This is a genomic window from Lactobacillus iners DSM 13335 (assembly GCF_000160875.1).
In the GTDB taxonomy this organism is placed as follows: domain Bacteria; phylum Bacillota; class Bacilli; order Lactobacillales; family Lactobacillaceae; genus Lactobacillus; species Lactobacillus iners.
The window spans coordinates 112,655-134,717 of the sequence record NZ_GG700811.1; the positions used below are offsets into that span (position 1 = coordinate 112,655).

17 protein-coding genes are annotated in these 22,063 nt (G+C 29.9%); 9 read left to right on the forward strand and 8 right to left on the reverse strand.

Features of this window, described 5'->3' with window-relative positions; all coding sequences use genetic code 11:
• Window positions 1-44: 44 nt before the first annotated feature.
• Window positions 45-935 carry a GIY-YIG nuclease family protein gene (locus HMPREF0520_RS05550; RefSeq protein ID WP_006729923.1) on the forward strand — a complete coding sequence of 297 codons (891 nt, stop codon included), beginning with the start codon at window positions 45-47 and terminating at the stop codon, window positions 933-935.
• Window positions 936-1,191: 256 nt separating this feature from the next.
• On the opposite strand, the gene HMPREF0520_RS05555 is transcribed toward HMPREF0520_RS05550, so the two are convergent.
• On the reverse strand, window positions 1,192-1,473 hold the full coding sequence (locus tag HMPREF0520_RS05555) for a type II toxin-antitoxin system RelB/DinJ family antitoxin (protein ID WP_006729924.1): 282 nt from the start codon (window positions 1,471-1,473) through the stop codon (window positions 1,192-1,194).
• Window positions 1,474-1,742: 269 nt separating this feature from the next.
• Between HMPREF0520_RS05555 and HMPREF0520_RS05560 the strand changes: the two genes are divergently transcribed.
• On the forward strand, window positions 1,743-2,456 hold the full coding sequence (locus HMPREF0520_RS05560; RefSeq protein WP_006729926.1) for a M48 family metallopeptidase: 714 nt from the start codon (window positions 1,743-1,745) through the stop codon (window positions 2,454-2,456).
• Between the two features lie 580 nt (window positions 2,457-3,036).
• On the opposite strand, the gene HMPREF0520_RS05565 is transcribed toward HMPREF0520_RS05560, so the two are convergent.
• The 3 genes from HMPREF0520_RS05565 to lepB form a co-directional block, all read right to left on the reverse strand.
• Complete coding sequence (locus HMPREF0520_RS05565; RefSeq protein WP_006729928.1) at window positions 3,037-3,321, reverse strand: type II toxin-antitoxin system RelB/DinJ family antitoxin; 285 nt, start codon at window positions 3,319-3,321, stop codon at window positions 3,037-3,039.
• 162 nt (window positions 3,322-3,483) lie between these two features.
• Window positions 3,484-3,669, reverse strand: a complete 186-nt coding sequence (locus HMPREF0520_RS05570) for an LBP_cg2779 family protein (protein ID WP_006732263.1) — start codon at window positions 3,667-3,669, stop codon at window positions 3,484-3,486.
• A 15-nt stretch (window positions 3,670-3,684) separates the two neighbouring features.
• Window positions 3,685-4,287, reverse strand: coding sequence for a signal peptidase I (gene lepB, locus HMPREF0520_RS05575; protein ID WP_006729930.1), 603 nt, complete (start codon window positions 4,285-4,287; stop codon window positions 3,685-3,687).
• Window positions 4,288-4,374: 87 nt separating this feature from the next.
• On the opposite strand from lepB, the gene HMPREF0520_RS05580 reads away from it, so the two are divergent.
• From HMPREF0520_RS05580 to HMPREF0520_RS05590, 3 genes are read left to right on the forward strand one after another with little or no spacing between them, the layout of a single operon-like run.
• Entirely contained in the window at window positions 4,375-5,121 is a 747-nt protein-coding gene (locus HMPREF0520_RS05580; protein ID WP_010222579.1) for a hypothetical protein, read from the forward strand.
• Entirely contained in the window at window positions 5,108-6,088 is a 981-nt protein-coding gene (locus tag HMPREF0520_RS05585; RefSeq protein WP_010222581.1) for a hypothetical protein, read from the forward strand. Before HMPREF0520_RS05580 ends, HMPREF0520_RS05585 begins: the two co-directional genes overlap by 14 nt.
• A complete protein-coding gene (locus HMPREF0520_RS05590; protein ID WP_006729933.1) occupies window positions 6,088-7,497 on the forward strand; it encodes an RsmB/NOP family class I SAM-dependent RNA methyltransferase in 1,410 nt (469 codons plus the stop codon). The genes HMPREF0520_RS05585 and HMPREF0520_RS05590 overlap by 1 nt, the downstream gene beginning before the upstream one ends.
• Window positions 7,498-7,532: 35 nt before the next feature.
• Here HMPREF0520_RS05590 and fni read toward each other — a convergent pair whose 3' ends face one another.
• Genes fni through mvk form a run of 4 tightly spaced genes read right to left on the reverse strand, consistent with a single transcriptional unit; the run spans window position 7,533 to window position 11,568 of the window.
• Window positions 7,533-8,558 (reverse strand): type 2 isopentenyl-diphosphate Delta-isomerase, encoded by a 1,026-nt coding sequence (gene fni / locus HMPREF0520_RS05595; protein ID WP_006729934.1) that lies wholly within the window; start codon window positions 8,556-8,558, stop codon window positions 7,533-7,535.
• 12 nt (window positions 8,559-8,570) lie between these two features.
• On the reverse strand, window positions 8,571-9,644 hold the full coding sequence (locus HMPREF0520_RS05600; protein ID WP_006729935.1) for a phosphomevalonate kinase: 1,074 nt from the start codon (window positions 9,642-9,644) through the stop codon (window positions 8,571-8,573).
• Window positions 9,645-9,655: 11 nt separating this feature from the next.
• The gene (mvaD, locus tag HMPREF0520_RS05605; RefSeq protein ID WP_006729936.1) at window positions 9,656-10,633 is read right to left on the reverse strand and encodes a diphosphomevalonate decarboxylase; all 978 of its coding nucleotides are present in this window, start codon (window positions 10,631-10,633) and stop codon (window positions 9,656-9,658) included.
• A gap of 14 nt (window positions 10,634-10,647) precedes the next feature.
• Entirely contained in the window at window positions 10,648-11,568 is a 921-nt protein-coding gene (gene mvk / locus HMPREF0520_RS05610; RefSeq protein WP_006729937.1) for a mevalonate kinase, read from the reverse strand.
• 68 nt (window positions 11,569-11,636) lie between these two features.
• Between mvk and HMPREF0520_RS05615 the strand changes: the two genes are divergently transcribed.
• From HMPREF0520_RS05615 to HMPREF0520_RS05630, 4 genes are read left to right on the forward strand one after another with little or no spacing between them, the layout of a single operon-like run.
• A complete protein-coding gene (locus tag HMPREF0520_RS05615) occupies window positions 11,637-15,110 on the forward strand; it encodes a PD-(D/E)XK nuclease family protein (RefSeq protein ID WP_006729938.1) in 3,474 nt (1,157 codons plus the stop codon).
• Window positions 15,103-18,723, forward strand: a complete 3,621-nt coding sequence (gene addA / locus HMPREF0520_RS05620) for a helicase-exonuclease AddAB subunit AddA (protein ID WP_006729939.1) — start codon at window positions 15,103-15,105, stop codon at window positions 18,721-18,723. Before HMPREF0520_RS05615 ends, addA begins: the two co-directional genes overlap by 8 nt.
• A gap of 23 nt (window positions 18,724-18,746) precedes the next feature.
• Window positions 18,747-21,548 carry a helicase C-terminal domain-containing protein gene (locus HMPREF0520_RS05625; RefSeq protein WP_010222586.1) on the forward strand — a complete coding sequence of 934 codons (2,802 nt, stop codon included), beginning with the start codon at window positions 18,747-18,749 and terminating at the stop codon, window positions 21,546-21,548.
• Window positions 21,545-22,048 carry a DUF5590 domain-containing protein gene (locus HMPREF0520_RS05630; protein WP_006729941.1) on the forward strand — a complete coding sequence of 168 codons (504 nt, stop codon included), beginning with the start codon at window positions 21,545-21,547 and terminating at the stop codon, window positions 22,046-22,048. The genes HMPREF0520_RS05625 and HMPREF0520_RS05630 overlap by 4 nt, the downstream gene beginning before the upstream one ends.
• Window positions 22,049-22,063 lie beyond the last annotated feature (15 nt).

Here is a 22,063-nt window from a genome sequence, read left to right on the forward strand (position 1 = left end):
AGCTGGTATAATGTGATTAACTATTTAATTTTTGGGGTGTAACTATGAAAAATAGTAAAAATTTCAACCTTTTTTTAATGGATGGAGAAGTTACAGGCAGAATAAAATGTACCTTATCGAATTGGACAGGTTTAGCATATAAAGTTCCAAGATCATATCTTGAAAAATGTAAGGATAGGCAAGATTTAAAGCAAAGTGGAGTATATTTTTTATTTGGCAAGAATGATGACGGAGATAATGAAGTATATATTGGCCAAGCAGGGATACGAAAAAATGGTGAGGGAGTTTTATTTAGAGTAACAGAACACCTCAAAGATGAAATTTATTTTTCAGATGCAGTTATGTTAACTACTCAAAACAATTCATTTGGCCCTACAGAAATTTCATATTTAGAGAATAAATTTACCAATATGGCAATTGAAATAGATAGGTATCAAGTAAGAAATGAAAATGATCCAAACCCTGGAAATGTAACAGAAGAAAAAGAATCGGAGTTAGAAGATTTTATAGAGTATTCTAAAATGGTTCTTGGAGTCTTAGGATACAAGATTTTCGTTCCTATAGTAAACAAAGAATGGAAAAAAGAAGATAAAACAGATGATAACGAAATACTATATCTAAGTACTAAAACAAAAAAATCAGAAAAAAAGATAAATGCCAAATGCCAAAGAACAAGTGAAGGATTTGTTGTATTAAAAGATAGTATGATAGAGCTCATAGACTCAAAAAGCTTACCAAAGAGTATAAAAGAAATGCGAGATAAGTGTAAGGCTAACAATGAAATAATCGATGGAAAAATAACAAAAAACTATTTATTCAATAGTCCATCATATGCCGCAATGTTTGTACTTGGGATGAGTAGAAATGGAAAAACTGATTGGAAAACTAAAGGTGGAACTACATTAAAAGCACTAGAAGAAAATAAAATTCAATAAAATTTTGGTCTTAAGATGATAATCTTAAATATTATTAATTCTTATCTAAAATCAGCAAATATTATAAATACGAAGCCTTGAAATAGTAATCTTATTTGTTTGTAAACTCTGTCATTCAACGATGCACGCTAAGCGTGGCTTCCCGCACAGAGTTTGTTAAGAACTTCTTTAAGCAAATAGATATCAAGACCTCGCTTTTTGATGCGTTTGTAGTCCTTACGAAACTTGGATGTCGTTTTAAGTGGAAGCATATAACCTAATCCTCTGCATTGAGTGCTTTAATGAGCTCATCTGTAGTTTTATAGGATTTTGCTTGAATCTTACCGGACATGATGTCACGTGCTTCTTGCATTGCTAATGTTTCAGCATTAAATCTTGGTTTCCTGATCTGGAAAGGGAAACCACCTTCCATAATAGATGTATGCAAGAAAATATTGATGGCATCTGTTACAGAGATACCAAAGCTACCAAAAAGATATTCAGCTTGTTGTTTAACTTCAGGTTCAATACGAATGTTAATGTTTGCAGTTTTAGCCATAATTTTGCACCTCCTACTACTTATATGGTACTTCAAAAGTGAAACAAATGAAGTCAAAATGATATATTGCACCCTGAAAAAGCAATTATCCTGATGAAATACGAGCAAGCGAAACAGTCTCTTTATGATTACTTGGAATTATACGTTGCAAAAGCAATAGAAAATAAAACTTGCTATATACAACAATTTCTTGCAATATGGGTATGACGAAGATAAGATTTATAAAGAAGTAGAAGACATCTTTAACATTATGGAAAGGCAACAGGAATATGATCAGTAGAACGGCGGTGATTGGTGGTATTGAGGTGAAGATAACTAAAAAATCAACTCTAAAAAATCTCTATATTAGGATAAATCCGCCAAAAGGAAATGTTACGATAAGTGCACCGCTGCATTATCCTGATGATGATATCAGCTTATTTGTACTGAAAAAACTACCTGAAATCAATGCAGTCCGAGCAAGAATGCGTTCACAGTTAATACAAACCAAACGAGAATTTATTTCAGGCGAGAGCCATTATTTATGGGGCAAGCCATATCGCCTTGATGTGGCAGTTGGCACTAAAAAATACAGTATTGAAAAAATGCCGAATAAGATATTATTTTCAGTTCCTAAAGGAGCAAGTACTGAGAACAAAGAAAAAGTATTCAATGAGTGGTATCGTAGCGAGTTAAAAAGAGTCATGCAAAGTTTGATTCCAATCGTCGAAAAACGCATGAATCTTAGTGCCAATGAGTATCGCATCAAGAACATGAGAACAAGGTGGGGTACGTGCAACATTGATAAAAAACGCATATGGATCAATCTGCAGCTTGCCAAAAAGCCAATTGAATGTCTTGAATATGTCTTGGTGCATGAAATGGTTCATTTGCTGGAAGCAAATCATACGCATAAGTTTCACGCTCTTGTTGGCAAATATTATCCTACATGGAAAGAAGCCAAGAAGACATTAGAAAAGATGCCTCTGGATTACTTAAAATAATAACAACCGCATACAAAAGATCCTACCTTTTTGGGTCACATCAATTTACCGATTTGACATTTCTAAAAATATCTGTTATAGTTTCAGAAAATAAATGAGGTGTCCCACTACCATTAAAGGTGGAGCATTAAAGTTAACAGAGAGGATAAAACCTCTCTGTTTTTTTAGGAGAAGGCAATGGCAGAATTCTGGAATAATTGAAACTAAAGGTGGAACTACATTAAAAGAAATAGAAGAAAAAGAAATTCAATAAAATTTTAGCCGTAAGATAATAACTCTAAATAGTATTCATTCTTATCTAAAATCAGCAAAAATTATAAATACGAAGCCTTGGAATATTAATCTTATTTGCTTGTAAACTCTGTCATTCAACTATTTACGCTAAGCGTGGAGATTTTTAACATAACAAAAATGGCCAGCTCAAGTGAGATGGTCATTTACATGTTAAATAGGTCAGCGTGGCTCCCCGCACATAGTTTGTCAAGAACTTCTTTAAGCAAATAGATATCAAGACCTCGCTTTTTGATGCGTTTATAGTCCTTACGAAACTTGGATGTCGTTTTAAGTTGAAGCATATAACCTAATCCTCTGCATTGAGTGCTTGAAGAAGCTCATTTGTAGTTTTATAGGATTTGGCTTGAATCTTACCGGACATGATGTCACATGCTTCTTGCATTGCAGCTATCGTTTCAGCATTAAATCTTGGTTGCCTGATCGTGAAAGGGAAACCACCTTCCATAATAGACGTATGCAAGAAAATATTGATGGCATCTGTTACAGAGATACCAAAGCTACTAAAAAGATCTTCCGCTTGTTGTTTAACTTCAGGTTCAATACGAACGTTAATGTTTGCAGTTTTAGCCATAATTTTGCATCTCCTACTACTTATATTGTAGTTCAAAAGTTAAACAAATGAAGCCAAAATGATGTATTGTAACCTAAAAAAGGTGGGGTACGTGCAACATAGATAACAACCGCATACAAAAAATCCTACCTATGCATGTGCATCTGGTAGGATTTTTATTTTTTAATTCTTTTCGATATATTGTAAAATACGATTCATATCATCGTCTGATATGTTATTATTGCCAGTAGTTTTCAATTGATGGATTTTTTCAACTGATATGTGACTTTTAAAGGCTAAAGTATTATCTGTTAAATTATGTTGCAACTCATAATTGATAATAAGATCTGCTATATTTTGGTTAAGCATTAATATCCACCTCACTTATTTGAATATTTGTATTCTGTTGATAGGGAAATAACGTAATTTAACTTCACCAACGATATCCTTTTTCTTAATAAATCCGATAATTCTAGAATCTTTAGATATATTTCTATGATCTCCCATAACAAAATATGAATTTTTAGGTACTCGTGAGACATTAAAAAGTTTCTTAAGGCTAAAATTGTTAGTATACAACTGACCTTTAGGTAATGAATTTTTATATTCATCTAAATATTTTTCACGTAATGGTTTACCATTGATATAAGTGATATCATTTTTGGATGATACAGTATCACCAGGCATTCCAATAATTCTTTTAATATAAAATGCTCCAGGATTATCTGGTGCTTTCAAAATAACTACATCACCACGTTGTAAATTAGTATGTCTTACAGCGATTAATCTATCATTATTTTCAAAAGTTGGTTGCATAGAAAGACCAGATACTGATTCATTTGCTAATACAAATGTAAATAATAGGTAATAGCATCCTAAAAAAATAGCTGACAAAAATATGACTTGTAAACAACTTTTGTAAAAAGGAACTGCCTTTGGCTCATCTTTTTGATTATTTGAGGCATGCTTTGCTTGATAATTATTCATTAAATGACTCCTAACTAAGTTAATATATATATTATAACTTTTTTTTAGGCAATTGAATGTTAAAATCTAACTATGGAGAAAATAAAAATGACTAGCTATTTAAATAAAATTATATCTTTAGTTGAAGAACTACATTTACCGATTGTTGATGAACAGGTGATAGAAATAAAATTTATTATTAAGTGTCTTGATGCTAAAATACCTCTACCTAGTGCACCTAATATGTTGGGAATTGAACCTGATGTGATGGATTTTTATAAGGAAAAACTTAGTGCAATAGATTATCAAAAATTAGAACTAGTTAATCAATTATTAAATAACTTTCGGAGCTATATTTCCAGAAAATATGGTGTCTGGTCATTAGCAAATTTAAATACAGCCAAAGAAATTGTCGATAAATATAATGTTCATAGTATTTTAGAGATTATGGCAGGTAATGCTTATTGGTCGGCTGCATTTAGTAAATTGGGAGTAAAAGCAATTGCTACGGATAATTTGGAGTGGGCTAAGGGATCATGTACTGGTGATTTATTATTCTTTCCAGTAAAAAAATTATCTGCTGTTGATGCTATACATAAATATAGGGATGTTGATATAATAATTGGTTGCTGGGCTCCTAATTTTGGCTCGGCTGATATGGATATTATAGAGGCTTATAATGCCATTCAGGGTAAAAAACCTAAGTTGTTATTTTTAGGGGAAAAGAATGGTGCTACCAATACAGCTAGATTTTGGAAATCTGCTAAATTTAAGAAAAGCTGCGAATTAAATAGTATCAATCATACTATTTCGTCATTTGACTTTATTGATGAGAGGTTTTTTGAAATTAAATAACATGAAAAAATTTTTATTAATCGTAACAATATTTTTAGCATTCGTAGGACTTGCATTTACTATATCGATCAAGCAATCACAAAATGCCGACATAATTTTAACTAATAATGGTCTTAGTTCATCTTATTGTGTCTATCAGCCAAATTTAAAATTAAAAATCCGCAAGCTTTTGCAATATTTGGACAAAAATTGTAAGTCGAGTAAACTCCAAGTACAATTAAAATCAAAATATGATACCGATGAAATCTTGGTTTGGGCAAACTATAATATCAAAGGACAACCTGTAATAGGTGATAATGCTAGATATTTTAATAAAGCAGAATTTCAAGGTAATGTAACATTTGCAGTTATTTCGGCACATACACCAGTGGCAAATATTGTGACGTCGCAGAATAATCGTTACTTAAAATATGAAGGGCAATACATTTCAATTATTGGACAATTAAAAGCCAATGATCAAAGTGAGATACAACAATCTGCATATTATTTAACTACTGGTATTCAGCAACAAACTGGTAATAATACCTTAAATAATTACAAAATTATTGTTGATGGCTTGAATAAAAAGCAGGCCAAAAAAGTAGGACACTTTTTGAAAGCGAAAGCAATATGGGTAAATTTTGCTCAAACATATAACTTAAAACATAGAATAAATCCTACAAAAAAATTAGTGTTTGGAATTATTTGTATACTATTTATATGGGGAATAAGTGCTATGATTGCCTATAACTGTCATTTTAATAGACGAGATCTAGCAATAACAAAAGGTAAGCATTCAATGATAGTGAATATCTTACAATTTAATATAATCAATTTTATCATGATATGTATAATCTACTTCATCGTTCCTATGGTTTGGTTTTATAGTAATTCAAGTGCAGTATTAAAATTATTTATATTCATATTTATTATTCAATCTGCTATATACGACGGTATAATATTTTTTCGCCCAAAAAGGAGACAATAATGTATAAAATTCCAACAGAATTTATTGATAAATTTACCCACCTTTTAGGTGAAAAACATGCTTCAGAATTAATGTCGGCTTATCAAGAAAATCCTAAAAAAGGGTTCAGACTAAATCCGCTAAAGTATGATTATACTAATGTTAAATACAATTTAGATCATAAAATTCCCTATATAGATAATGGCTATTATGGCGAAATAAGCGGAAATGATAGTGAATGGATTGGTGGTTATGTGTATTCACAAGATCCATCTGCGATGTATCCTGCTACCATAGCTGATATTAAGCCCGGAGAATATGTTTTAGATTTATGTGCAGCACCTGGAGGCAAATCTACAATTATTGCTAGCAAGCTAAAAAATGAAGGTGTACTTGTAGCAAATGAAATATCAAGCAAGCGGGCAAAAGAGTTGAGAGAAAATTTGGAAAAGTGGGGAACAAGTAATGTCATTATTACTAATGAATCACCCGAAAGACTAGTAAAGAAGTTCAAAAATTTATTTGATACTATCATTGTCGATGCCCCATGTTCAGGTGAGGGGATGTTTAGAAAAAGTGATGATGCTATTAAATATTGGTCACAAGAATATGTCTTAACTTGTCAAGCTCGTCAACAAAATATTCTTAATTGTGCAGTAGATATGCTTAAAAATAATGGTAAATTGGTATATTCAACTTGTACATATTCACCTGAAGAAGATGAACAAATTGTATCCTGGCTGATGAAGGAAAAAAATCTAAAAATACAAACTATACCTAAGAGCCAAGGGATTTCTGATGGTCATCCAGAATGGACAATTGAAAAATTTAATGACATAAAAAAAGCAGCTCGGTTTTGGTTACAGGATAAAATCGGTGAAGGTCAATTTGCTGCTCTTTTAAAAAAAGAGACAGCTCAATGTATTAATTCCAATTTAGATATGATAACATCACCAAGCAAAAAGATACGGTCTAATATCAAAAATCGGATCCAAGTAATTAGTAAAGATGATTTTAAACTGATTAATGATATTTTGCATCAATTTAATTTGCCACTTTATTTAAGTAAACAGTTAGATAGAGCAATCAACAAAAATAATCATATAGTGATACCAGCACTTTCTGATGAGAAATTAAAGTCACTTCACGTTATCAGCAATGGGATTGAATTGGGTATATTGAAGAAAAATAGATTTGAGCCGTCTCATCAATTAGTTTATATTTTAGCTCAAGTTAAGCAAAATAACGTATATAATATCACGAATGAATCTGATTTTAAAAAGTATTTGCATGGTGAAACTTTGCAAGTTGAGCATCACATTACGTATGGTTACGTATTAGTTGCATTTGAACACCATATTTTTAGTTTTGGCAAAATTGGAAAAGATAGTATTTTAAAGAATTATTATCCGAAAGGGCTACGCAGATAAAAAAAAGTTTGTACTTTTATATAAGTACAAACTTTTTATATTTGATTTAAAAAATTAGTTAGTTCCAGTGATAAATAATATTTAACTTTTTTTACATCGTCTAATTTATTTATCCCAAATAATGCCATTAAGATAATTAATTGGTATTTTAACTTTTGGATTTCGCTAATAAGTGCGGTACCATTTTTATCTTGCATAGATAAATGTAGAAAATGGTTAGCAATTCCAACATACTTGGCACCTAAAACCAAACTCTTGAAAATATTAATGCTACTATTGATACCACCCGAAGCAATAAAATTTACATGAGATATTTCCTGAAGGTTACTCAACAGGGATTTTACTGTCGATAAGCCTAGATCATCTAAAAACAAATTATCTTTATTAGCAGTCCGTTGATTTTCTATATGTACAAAATTTGTACCACCCATACCACCAACATCAAAATAATTGATTCCTAGTTTGGCTAATTTTTTGACACTAAAGGGATCTAAACCCATACCAACTTCCTTAATGATTAGTGGCACATTAATAAGCTGCTGGATTTCTAGAATATTATCTAGCCAGTAAAAATCACGATCTCCTTCGGTCATAGCTGCTTCTTGAACTGCATTCAAATGAATTTGCAATGCATCAGCTTGTAATTCTTTGATTATCTGTTCGGCCACTTTTGGTTTAGTTAAAGGATTAATATTAGCTAAAAGAATCCCAGTTGGATTTATCTCTCTAGCTATCACAAAACTTTTTAATTGCTCAGGTTCTTTTTCTAAAATGCTAGCAGAACCTAAAGCCATCGCAATATTTTCCTCTTTAGCACAGAACGCTAGCCGACGATTGATTTCATAACTTTCATCACTGCCGCCAGTCATGGCTTCAATAAAGAATGGTGCACTAGCAATCTTATGGAAAAAAGTAGTTTTAATCGAATCAGAAGATATTTTGCTTTCTGGTAGGGCAGGGCGTATAAGATTAATACCAGAAAAATCGGCATCAGGATGGGGTAGATAATATTTATTTGCTAAATCAATATGATCTTTCTTTCTTTGTGAACGCTGTGACATATAGTTATTACCTCACTTGATAGAATGAATTACAAAATCTAAGGGCTTAATATCATTAAGAATCCACATTTCTTTTAATTTGCTGATATTCGTAGAGCTATCTGCAATAACAATACCGCAGTCGCCATTACCAGCTCCTGACGTTTTAGCTGCTCCATTATATTTTTCTGCAATTTCAATTAAAGTTGTTAGTTTAGGGATTTCAATTGAAATATTATTCATCCTAGCAAAGTTAGCTAAAATCTTACGATTTTCTCTGATATGTTCTTGAATAGTTTTAATATCGCCTGCATTAAAGGCAGCAATCATCTCAGAAACACAAATCCTTGAATCATTAAGAAATTGGTTATATTTTTCCTTAATAAATTTTTTCTTGGCATTAGTTTGATCAACTAATTGAGCTGTAGAAGCTGGCTGTTTACTCCAACCGATTAAAAGTTTCAATTCTTTAGGTGGAGTTAAGAGCTTGATATCCAAACCAGGCCATTGTTCTTTAACTATCTTGCTAAGCTTATTATTTTTTAGTTCGTCTTTAAGCCACTGCTTATCAAATGTTTGATATGCTAACCAACCACCATAAACACTGGCAGCAATATCTCCAGCAGATCCATTTCCTTGAACAGTATAATGTGCAATAGCAGAAAGTTTAAATATCAGAGATTTATCTAACTCTATCCCATAAAAGTGCAAAATTGCCTTTACAGTTGCTACGGTTACTGCTGCAGAAGAACCCAATCCAAATTTTTTTCCGTCAGGAGAATCTAATTCAGAATTGATGTGCAAATCATAAATAGCTAATGTAATACCTTTTTCTAAACAATACATTTCAGTAAATTTAATAGCAGATAAAATGTATTCGAAAGGATTATCTCGATTATTGATAATCATCTTATTACCACGACGAGACCAATAAATGCAATTTTGAGAATACTGTTTTGAGTGGATCACTCCCGTCGAACCCTGGCTTTTATTAATAGAAACTGTTACAAATTCATTTAATGCAACTAAAATAGCGGGACAATGTTGCTCTAATACTGCATATTCACCTGCAATATACAATTTTCCAGGAGCTTTTTCTGTAATCAATAATAATTCCTCTAATCATCACAATTAATTATTTGAACACCTGGTCCAAATTTTGACTTTATTATTTTAACACTATCTAAGGTATTATGAATAGCTTTACAAATATCTTCTACACTTTTATCTTGACATAATATTTTTACATTAGGTCCAGCATCTATAGTGTAGTAGCATTCTATGCCATTCTTTCTTAAATTGCGAACTAAATTCATGATAGTAATAGTTGTAGGTTGAAAATATGAAAAACTTTGCATAGCGGTTAAATTTAAGCTATGCATTTCGTTTGCAGATAACTCACTAAGTTCACCTAAACGTGTAAAATTATTATTTTTGATAGCTGATTCCATTTCAGAAATTTCTTGTTTATTGCGATTTAGCCAAGTCTGATAAAAAGGGGAAGTCTGGGCTATTTTCATCCCACAAGTAGAAGAAATATCTTTTTGACTTACATCTAATTCGACTGCTAACATCGTAAGATCCATTTGAGGATGTTCATTTATTGGAAAAGCAAATGAAGTTTGATCATCATAACCTTTTTGCCATTCAACAAAACCACCAAAAATAGATCTAGTAGCAGAACCGGACCCAAGTCTTGCAATACGTGATAATTCCTGCCGATTCAGATTCAAGTTATAGCTAGCAGCAAAACTAGTTGCTAATGCAGCAAAACCAGATGCTGAAGATGCTAATCCAGCGGCAGTAGGAACATGATTTTCAGTTTTTATACAAAAATGATCGTTGAAACCATATATATCCTGTAATTTTTTAACATAATTAATAATTCTGTAACTGGCTTGGTCATTAACTGCTTTTCCATTCATAATGACCATATCGTTTGCTAAATCAACATTATGTGTAAATTCAGTTTCTGTATAAAAAGCATCTAGTGTCATAGATATACTTGACATCAAAGGGATCTTTAATGAACTATCAGCTTTGCCCCAGTACTTAATTAAGGCAATATTAGTATGAGCACGTGCAATTATTTTCATATAAAATATCCTAACTAAATTTCTTCAATCCAATAATTTTCATAATTATTTATAGCAAGTTGAGCAATACTAGATGCAACTTCTTGATTCGGACATAAAGCTATCACAATACCTCCTAAACCGCCACCTGATAATTTACAACCATATGCACCATTTTGGTTAGCGATGTTACATAAATTATTGATACGAGTCGTAGATAGGCCAAAGTTTGCAAGAATATGTTGAGCTTCATTAAAGATAGTTCCTACCATTGGTGCATCTTTTTTAAACCAATAATCTTTTGTTTGATCTGCTAAATAACCTAATTTATCAATAGCTTCTTTTTTAGCAATATCGTGTTCTATTTGATATTTAACAGATGATACAGCTTCTTTAGTATTACCTAATTCACCAGTATCCATAATTAAAAGGGTAGCACCTAATTTTTCAGATAAAACTTTTGGTCCCATATTTTTGTTGAAAAACACTAAATAATCAGACTGTACTGTAGCTGCATCCAGACCCGAAGCCTTACCATGATTAATAGTTTCAGCTTCATTAGTGATATCAGTAATTTCTTTAGATGTCATCTTTAGTGCAAAATATTCATTTAAAGCTCTAGCAGTACCCAATGCTACAACAGCACTTGATCCCAATCCTCTCTCCATCGGTATTTCTCCAGTATATGTAATTTTGATCGAGCAGGGCGTAGGTATTTTGGATAGTATTTTTTTGACGACATGTTTTAAGCCATTATACTCTGCAGGTGCAGTTAAATATGGTCCTTGATATCTTAATGTATCCATCCAAATTCCATCATGATAAGCTTCCACGCTAGTATCAATATTTAATGCATGAATAGGCAAAGCCATCGCATCTTTTCCATAAACTACAGAATGTTCACCAATTAAAATTACTTTTCCATGAGTTTTTACTACTACTTTTCTTTTATTCATAATTTTTATATATTCACCTTTCTATAAGCAAAGTATATGCTAAAATACCGAATGAGGAGATTAAATATATGATAAATATAATAACTAGTACACAGGCATATGATTTACAAAATGAAATTTTAAATATGGCTGTAAAGACATATCTAAATAATAAAACCAAAAAGACATTTGTTATTGTACCAAATCATGTTAAGTTTACAACAGAAATAGATACTTTGAAAAAAATAGCTAACATCAATAAGCAAGATAGCGTATCAGTAACAAATTTACAAGTATTATCCTTTTCACGACTTGCTTGGTATTTTTTGCGTAATCAAAAAATAGCTTTACCAGAAATCATTGATGATGCTACTAGCTTAATGATTTTAGAAAAGATAGTCAAAAATAAAAAAGATGAATTACTACTCTTCAATAATTCTAATAATGGTAGTTTGAAGCAAATTTATGAGTCAATTATTTTAATTCATCAAGGAAATGTAGATTTGAATTCTATTAGTCATGAAGCAGTCACTGAAGAGACGAGTAGGAAATTACATGACTTACAAATAATATATGACGAATTTATCCAGATGCTTGGTGATCATTTTACTACCAAAGATGGTATTCAATTAATATTAAAGACAGTAATGAACAAAAAGTTGTCAATTGATAATATGAATTTCTTTTTCTGCGGTTTTTCATATTTTTCATTATCAGAATTAAATATTGTCAAAATAATAGCTAAAAAAGCCCACTTGAGTGTATTTGCTTTCAAAACAAAGGATGCTCAAATTAATGATAAAGTGATGGAAGGCGATTATGATTACATCGTTCAAAGTACTATTGCTAAGTTAATTAATTTTTTTAACGTAAACTCATTAAAATTTTCTACTAAAGAATATGGTTATAATATCAATTTAAATAATAAGGAAAAACTCAATGCTATTTGGACTGGAAATATTCCGCAACAAGGATTGGATTTAACAAACTATGTGCATTTAATTAAAGCTGATTCACGTTATGCAGAAATTAATTTTGTAGCTCAGACTATTTATCAGCAAGTTGTCTTTAATCATTACCGATATAAAGACTTTTTGGTTTTAGCACCTAATTTAAGTGAATATGAAACATATTTAACGCCAATTTTTAGCCAAAACAATATTTCAATGTTTAATGACTTACAAAAGCAAATGAAATTTCATCCCTTAGTGGTTATGATTGAAAATATTGCTGATATTAATGATATGGGATTTAAAACACAAGATATAATAACTATATTGAAGACAAGGCTGTTAATTCCAGAATGGTATACAGATGATATAAAATTTATAGCTGATGTTGATTTATTAGAAAATTTTGTTTTAGCTCATAATATCAACCATCAATTATGGAAAAAGAGTTTTTATGACTTTGTTGACAATAATATCAGTCATTTAGACCAAATCAATGAAAAAGTTGAAAAGTTAGATAAATTAAGACAATTCATCATTGAAAATATAGATAATTTGATTACTCAATTACATAAACTTACCAATGTACAAGAAGCTGTGACATTATTTTGGAACTTTTTATTAAAGAACAAAATAAATAAAAAACTCGAAAAATGGCGTAATACTGCTATTAACAACGGAGATTTGCAACTTGCTCAACAGCCTGAACAAATCTGGGCACTTTTGAACAAGCTACTGAAAGACTACGTTTTGATTGCCGAAGAATTTAATACTGAGAATTTTTTTGATATTCTTATTTCAGGATTTAGTGAAGCTAACTTTTCTCAAATACCATCAGTTTTGGATGCAGTAACAGTTTCAGAAATTGGAATGGTGCAAAATAATTCATTCAAACAGGTATTTATTATTGGAGCTGTAAATAATTCATTACCTAAAATTCAAAATAAACCTGGATTTTTAAATATCGAGAATATTAATGAACTTAATAATTCAATAGCTGATGAGCAACAGTATATTGAGAATAATCAAGAAGTAAACAATTTGGATCAAACTTATCAATTTGGTGATGTATTAAGTTTAGCTAGTGATGGTGTATATATATCGTACCCAATTATCAATGTATCCAATGAAAAAATGGAAGCTTCGATTTTTTACCAAGATATTAAAAATACACTTAATCTGACAGAATATGTACAACATGATTTGCCTGAAAATCAACAACAGTTATTATCATTCATTACTACACCTCAAGCTAGTTTAGGATATATAGTTTATTTAAAAAATAAAACTAATGATGATATTAGTAACTTGCTAGCTTTGACACCATCTAATCAAGCTCTTTTATTTGACAATGTCATTCAAGCAAGTTCATTTAAAAATAAGCCTGTTAACTTAACTCCAGCGTTAGCACAAGAACTATATGGCAATAATATCAATATTTCCATTTCTCAATTAGAGACATTTTATGCTAATTCATATGAATATTTTTTAACTTACGGTCTACATTTACATAAACGTTTTGAAAATGAATTAACAAATATCCAATCAGGTAACTATTACCATGAAACCATGGATAGATTAGTTAAATATCTAAAGCAGCATAAGTTGGATTTTGCAGAGCTCACTAAAGAAAAAATATCTGTCATTTTAGCTAATATTCAGGATGAATTAAAAACAAAAGGATCTTATAGAGAATTATTAGGTGATCCCTTTAATGAATTTTTATTTAAGTGCTTAGATAGGACAACAAAAAAAGTTGTCAATTATTGGCATCAAAATATGTGTCAAACTAAATTTTCCCCATTATATTCTGAATTAAGTTTTGGAAATAAGGAGTATATTGCAGGATTATCATACCAATTTATAGACAAACAACAGAAAACACATCATATAAGCCTCAGAGGAAAAATAGATCGAGTAGATCTTTTAAAAGATTGTGATAATGAAATCTTACAATTGATTGACTATAAATCATCTGCTAAGAAATTCGATTTTAATTTATTTAAGAACGGAATTTCGATGCAAATGTTGTCATATTTATCAGTTTTGCAGGATAATAGTCATATTTTCTCAACTAATCCAGTTAATATATTTGGTGCATTTTATCAAACGATGACACAAAAAGTTGAACATCTAAATAATAAAGCAAATATTTCCAGCTCATTTGTTACAAAACGGACACCTGATGAATCAGTTAATAAGCTCAAATATAATGGTTTATTTATTTTGGATGATGATCTTAATATTAGTCAAATTGATGCTAATTTAGATACACCATCCACATATTCCAAATTATATTCGAATTTAAGAATCAATAAAGACAATAATCTAATTTCTGCGAATGGTATCAGTCGAAATGATTTCAGTTTACTAGAACGATACAATAAATTATTAATTATTAATGCTGCCAAATCTATTTTAAATGGTGATATCAAATTAAATCCGTACAAATATGCTGATACAACTCCTCTAACTTTTTCTGACTATAATGATATTTACTTTTTTGATGATATGTTACCAGAAAATAATTACCATCATATTTTAAAGGCGGATAAAAAAACAATTATCAGTGAGATCGTTGATGAGATAGAAAGGAATAAAACTAATGACTAGTTTTACAAAAGAACAAGAAAAAGCCATTTATGACAGTAATATCGATATTTTGGTATCAGCATCAGCAGGATCAGGTAAGACTACAGTTCTAGTTGAACGAGTAATTGAAAAAATATTACACCATCAATCTATAGAAAACTTATTAATCATTACATTTACTAAAGCTGCGGCTAGTGAAATGAAATTGAGAATAAAAAATGCTATCAAAAATAAAATTAAAGAACAACCAGATAATTTGTTCTTAAAACAACAATTAGCCAAAGTAGATATTGCAAATATTTCGACTATAGATTCTTTTTGCCTAGAAGTAATACGTAAATTTTATTATGTAATTAATTTAGATCCTAATTTTTCAATAATGACCGATGATACGCAATTATCCTTACTAAAAGAAAAGGCTTTATTGAATACAGAAAAATATTTTTTTGAAAATAAGGATCAAGAATTCATAGATTTTTATAATAACTTTGCAGGAGATAGAGAAGTTGAGGCGGCAAGATCAATGCTCTTAGAACTATATTATGTCACCTTAGCTCAACCAAACTATGAAGCATTTTTAAAGAGATTAGATTTTTTCTATCAAATAGATATCAATAAAAATGACATTATTTCTTCCAACTTGTGGCAAGAAAAAATTAAGCCATTGCTTTTGACAAATTTGCAAAATATTATCAATAAAATTAGCCAGTACATAACTGAGGCGGAACATAATTTTAGTGATTTGAATAAGTTAATCGAGCAATTAAATCTGTTCATGAAATCACTTAACTATTTGCTTGCAGGTATTGAGCAAAATTTAAATTATGATGAAATTAGATCAAGGTTTAGTAATTGTAATTTCGTAGGTCGTTTAAGACGAAGCTCTAACTGGGATGAATCATCTACAAATTTATATCAAGAAATTTCTGAATTCAAAGCTAAGTGTCAAGATCAATTAAAAAAACTCTTTGCTAGTTTTTTTATAACGGATGAAAAAGAACAACTAGAACTTTTAGCAAAAGCTCAAAAATTAGTTAAGACCATTTCTAAAGTAGAACTTACATTTATTAATGAATTTGGCAAATTAAAGCGAAAAAATAATATCATTGATTTCAATGATATGGAACAATTCGCGTATAAAATTTTAACTTCTAATTCAAATAATTCAGATTTAGCACGAAGTTATTACCAAAATAAATTTTCAGAAATTCTCGTTGATGAATACCAGGATGTTAACGAATTACAAGAGCAAATTATTCAAGTTATCAAAGAAAAAGGTAAAAACAATTTATTTATGGTAGGGGATGTAAAGCAATCTATTTATGGATTTAGACAAGCTCAACCTCATTTGTTTTTGCAAAAATATCATCAATTTAGCAATGAAGTACAAAGTGAACGTATCATTTTGTCTGACAATTTTCGCTCAAGTAAAAATGTTACACAAATAGTTAATAATATTTTTGATGCATTACTGACTGAGAACTTTGGTGGAATCAATTACCAAAAAGAAGGTCGCCTACAATATGGTGCTACATATTATCCTGATGATTTGGGAACATCTACAGAATTTATTTTTTCAACTTCAAATGATGATAAACCATCAATTGCTGATGAGGAGGAAGAAGTTAATGATCTTGATGAAATAAATTTAGTAATTACTAGAATCAAAAAATTATTTAAAGATGATTATCAAGTATATGATGTCCATTCCAAATTAAAGCGATCAATCAAATTTTCTGATATAGCTATATTAACAAGGACTAAGAGTGAAAATTTGAAGCTCTTTCAAGCTTTTGCCAATGCTAAATTACCACTGTTTGTTAGTGATATTCAGAATTATTTTAAAGCGTTTGAATTGGTTATAATTACTAACTATCTAAAAATAATTGATAACCCTCAGCAAGATATACCATTAGTTTCTGTGATGCGATCACCACTATATGGTTTTACAGAGCCTGAATTTGCAAAAATCAGAATTGCCTCACGATCAACTTCTTTTTATGATGCTATTATTAATTATATTCAAACCTCTGATGATGAATTAAGCATTAAGTGCAACAATTTTATCAATGAACTATCACACTTTAGAAATTTTTCGATTGATCATAGAATTTCTGAATTAATATGCGATATTTTTCAAAATACACATATTATCGAACTAGTTTCTGGGATGGTAAATGGGCCACAACGTCGGGTTAATTTGGAATCACTTTATGAAAGGGCACAAGCCTTTGAAACATCAGGCTTTAAAGGTTTATACCAATTTATTAATTTCATTAAAAGAATGCAAAAAAATAAATACGATTTTTCGCAACCTTTATCAAGCAAAGATGCTCAAGATGCCATTAAATTGATGACGATACATGGATCAAAAGGTTTGGAATTTCCAATTGTATTTTTAATAGGTCTCAATCATAAATATCAACAAGCAGATACCACTAATAATTACGTAATTACAACTAAAAGTGGCTTAGGATTAACTATAACTACAGCAGATTATAGAATTGATTCCTTAGTTAAGAGCTACTGTAATTTTGAAAAAAAATTGCAGAATTTAGAAGAAGAAATTCGAATTTTATACGTCGGATTGACCCGTGCTAAACAAAAGTTAATTATGGTATCTACAATGGCTAATGAAAATATAATACCTGATTTTCAAAATAAATTAGATGCTCATAACCAGCTACCTTTTATTGATAAAAGTAATGCTATATCACCTATGTCATTTTTAGGACCTGAATTATTTGCTAATCAAGTTAATACTTTATGCTTAAGCGATATTGATAGGGAACTTGATAAAGAAGATAAAGTACACTATATCCAAGTTATGCAATTAAAGTCACAAGCAAGTGTTAAGATATCAAATCAGTCTCGTTCTGATCTTAGTGATAAATTATTGGCTACTGTAAAAACACTTTATAATTTTAATTATCCTTTTCAAGCTGCTACTACAACTACATCATATCAAGCAGTTTCTGAAATCAAAAAAGCCTTTGAATATCCTAATGATAAAGAATCGGATAATTCCAAATTGATTAATTCTGCAAATAAATATTTAATGCCAATAAGTGATCAGCCTGCGTTTTTAAAGAAAGCCAATTTTACAGGAGCTGAAATTGGAACAGCTATGCATTTGTTATTACAGTATTATGATTATACAATAGAGTATAGCCCCACAAATGTAGATGACTTAATTGAAAATTTAGTCTTACAAAATAAATTAAATCCTGATATCATCCCTCATCTTTCTAAACATGATATTAATTGGTTCGTAACTTCAAATTTTGCTAAAGCATTTTGGGAAAAAAGCGATAATTTATATCGAGAAATAGAATTTTCTAGTTTGATATCTGCTAATAATTTATTTCATAATTTTAATGACGTTAATGATAAAATACTGGTTCATGGTACGATTGATGGATATTTTATAGATGATGATGGTATTATTTTATTCGACTATAAAACAGATTTTGTAGATAGATCCAATTTGGAACTAGCTATTAATAATCTTAAGAAAAAATATGCTGGTCAATTAAGTTTATATGCCTCAGCATTAAACAATTTATCAGATAAAAAAGTTAAAGCGAAATATTTGATTTTATTAAGTATAAACAAAATAGTGAAAGTTGATTAAGTCTTTAGGGAGGAATGGATATAATGGTGAGTAGAGCATTCGAACATGATGTTTTTGCTGTAGTGGATCTTGAAACTACTGGCACTCAAATTAAACAACACGATCGAATTATTCAATTTGGGTGTGCGATTATTAAAGATAGAAAAATAACAAAAACATATTCTTTTTTAATAAATCCTGAAAAGACCATTCCTCGAGCTGTAGAAAATTTAACTGGTATTAGTAACCAAGAAGCATCTAAAGCACAGACATTTTCTTTTTATGCAAAAAAAATTCAAGAAATATTGGAAAATACAATCTTTGTAGCTCACAATATTAACTTTGACTTACCTTTTCTAAATTATGAACTAATAAACGCAGGCTTATCACCATTTGCTGGAAAAGCTATTGATACAGTTGAATTAGCACAAATTGCTTTTCCAACAATACCATCCTATAAGTTGCAAGATATAACTAATACTTTACATATTAAACATGCTAATCCACATAGAGCTGATTCTGATGCACTAGTAACAGCCAAAATGCTATTAAAGATAATTGAGAAAATAGAAATGTTGCCCACTGCAACTTTGAATTCATTGACTTCTATGTCAAGAGGATTATTGAGAAACACATATTATATATTTTCACAAGTTAGTACTTATGCTCGTCAAGAAAAGCGACCATTAAATAATGACCTTATCCAAATAAAAAATATCGTAATTAAAAAACAAGATAAGATTTTAGGAAAAGAAAAAGTTAAAAATATAGCATTTCCTAAAAGTGATCTTGAAAAAAGAAAACTATTTAAACATTTCATCAAATTTAGGAGAGGTCAAGTGTCTCTAATTAATCGAATACATGAATTCGTTATCAATGATAGTGAAAATAACTTGATAGTAGAAGCTCCTAGTGGTAGTGGAAAAACTTTTGCGTATTTAATGGCCTTTGCATATAATCTATATTCAAGTCGAAAGTTAGTAATTGCTGTTCCAACTAAAATCTTACAAAGACAACTGATTTCGCAAGAAATTAAGCAACTACTAAAGATCACAAATTTAGATTTGAACGCTGAAGAAGTGAAGTCTAGTAGACACTATTTAGATTTAGATGGTTTTTTCAATTCTATTTATCAAACAAGTAGTGATAGACAGACATTAATATTACAAATGTCAATATTAGTTTGGCTAACTAGCACTGAAACTGGTGATTTAGATGAATTACAATTAACTAATTATGATGCTCAAATCTTTAATCAAATTACACACCCTGGGGATGCAAGAGTAGGTACCACTTTTTCTGATTACGATTTTTGGAATCTGGTACGTTCTAAACAAGAACAAGCTGATATTTTAGTGACTAATCATGCATATTTGGCCAATAATTACAGTGATTCAATCTGGGGACAAAATCCTTTTTTGGTAATTGATGAAGCACACAGATTTATTGATAATTTTAACAATTCTCGTAGCAATAGCCTCCAATTCGAATCTTTTTGGGGTGCATGTACCCATCTGCAAAATATTTTATTTTATGATAAAAATTGTATTGATAATCGTTTTAGCAATGATTCACGATATAACATTTATTTAGAAAATCTTAAATATGCAATTGTTGATTTAATCCATCAAATCAATCAAATACAGACCGAATTATTTGCTAGGATAGCTTACAGCCAATCTAGAGTAGATAAAGGTAATAATCGGGTAGATGTGATATTTAATGGTAGTGAGTTATTTTCAGATGTAGCAACATTTAAACGGTTATTTAATTTATTGCAAAACAAAATAGAAGTGGTTAGAAAAAATACTAATGAAATATTATTTTTGTTATATGAACAAGAAAATAATATTGTAAATACTGATGAAGCAAATATTTTAGAATTACAAGAATCAATTGACCGCTTTGACTATTATTCTGAACAAATATATATATTACTTGATCAATTAAATACGAAACTATCTTTGGAAGAAGAAGGCTATGTTTTACAAATTAGCAATATAAATGATCCATTAACTACTAATATCAACTGGTTAATGGTTAATTCAGTATCTGAAATCAGCTTATTGTATTCTTATTTTACAAAGAAGCTATTTATATCTGCTACGATGTCTCAAAATAATAATTTTGATTACATTAAACAAGACCTATTTTTAGCAAATGATACTAATTCTTATTTAGCAAAGAATACCTTTGATTTTAGCAAAAGGTTAAATATTATCGGATTAAAAGATTCGCAAGTAGCTAGTGATCCAAATTCAGCGGAATTTACTGATTTTATCGCTAAATTTATTGCACACTCAGTTCAAAAAATGGATCATATCCTTGTATTATTTACTAATTTAGATACAATCAAAGAAGTATTTCTGCAAATCCAAACAGCAAATGAACTTAAAGATTTTGAAATTTTAGCACAAGGATTAACAGGATCTAATGAAAGACTAGCAAAACGATTTTCTATTGCCAAACGTTCCATTCTTTTGGGTGCTAATAGTTTTTGGGAAGGGATAGATTTCAAAAATTGTAATATCAATCTAGTGGTTGTTACTAAATTGCCTTTCGAATCTCCTGATCAGGCCGATATAAAATTACGTGAGCAAAAATTAAGAAATATCATGACACCTTCTCAGATTTTCGAAAATAGTACTTTACCACGAGCTATTATCAGATTTAAACAGGGGTGTGGCAGATTAATCAGAAATGAGTATGACAAAGGCACTTTAGTTATATTGGATCAACGTTTATGGTTAAAAAATTATGGAATAAAATTTGTAGAAAACGTACCAGTTACTGTAGAATACAAGACATTTAAAGATTTACAGAAGGCTTTGAGCAAAGATAAATGATAAATAAAATCGATATTAAATTTAAAATTAAAAAAGCAATTATTATATGCATCAGTACATTGTTATTAATTAGTTTAATAACATGCTTATTCTTTTTTATTAGTGGACATTCTAAGCGAAAAGCTGCCCAAAATGCTATTAAAATAGCATTAAATAAAACACCGATTACTAAAATAGATGAAGTTTATCATTTAAGTAGAGATATTACTAGCGATAGCGTATCGGGTAGAGATAAACATAATCATCGCTATTATTTTGTATATATTCCATCGAAAAAGAAAGCATATTATTATTCAGCAAAAGAGGGGATGAATAAAGCAAAAATATCCTCATTATTTGAGTATTTACATCCTAATCAAAATACGTATAAAATAAACTTTGGCTGGTATAAGGACTTACCAGTTTGGGAAATATCATATAAAAAAAATAATGGTAATTATGGCTATGCAATATATAGCTTTAAGACTGGTAAGGAAATTTTTTTCGTTGACAATATATAAACGATATTTTTCTTA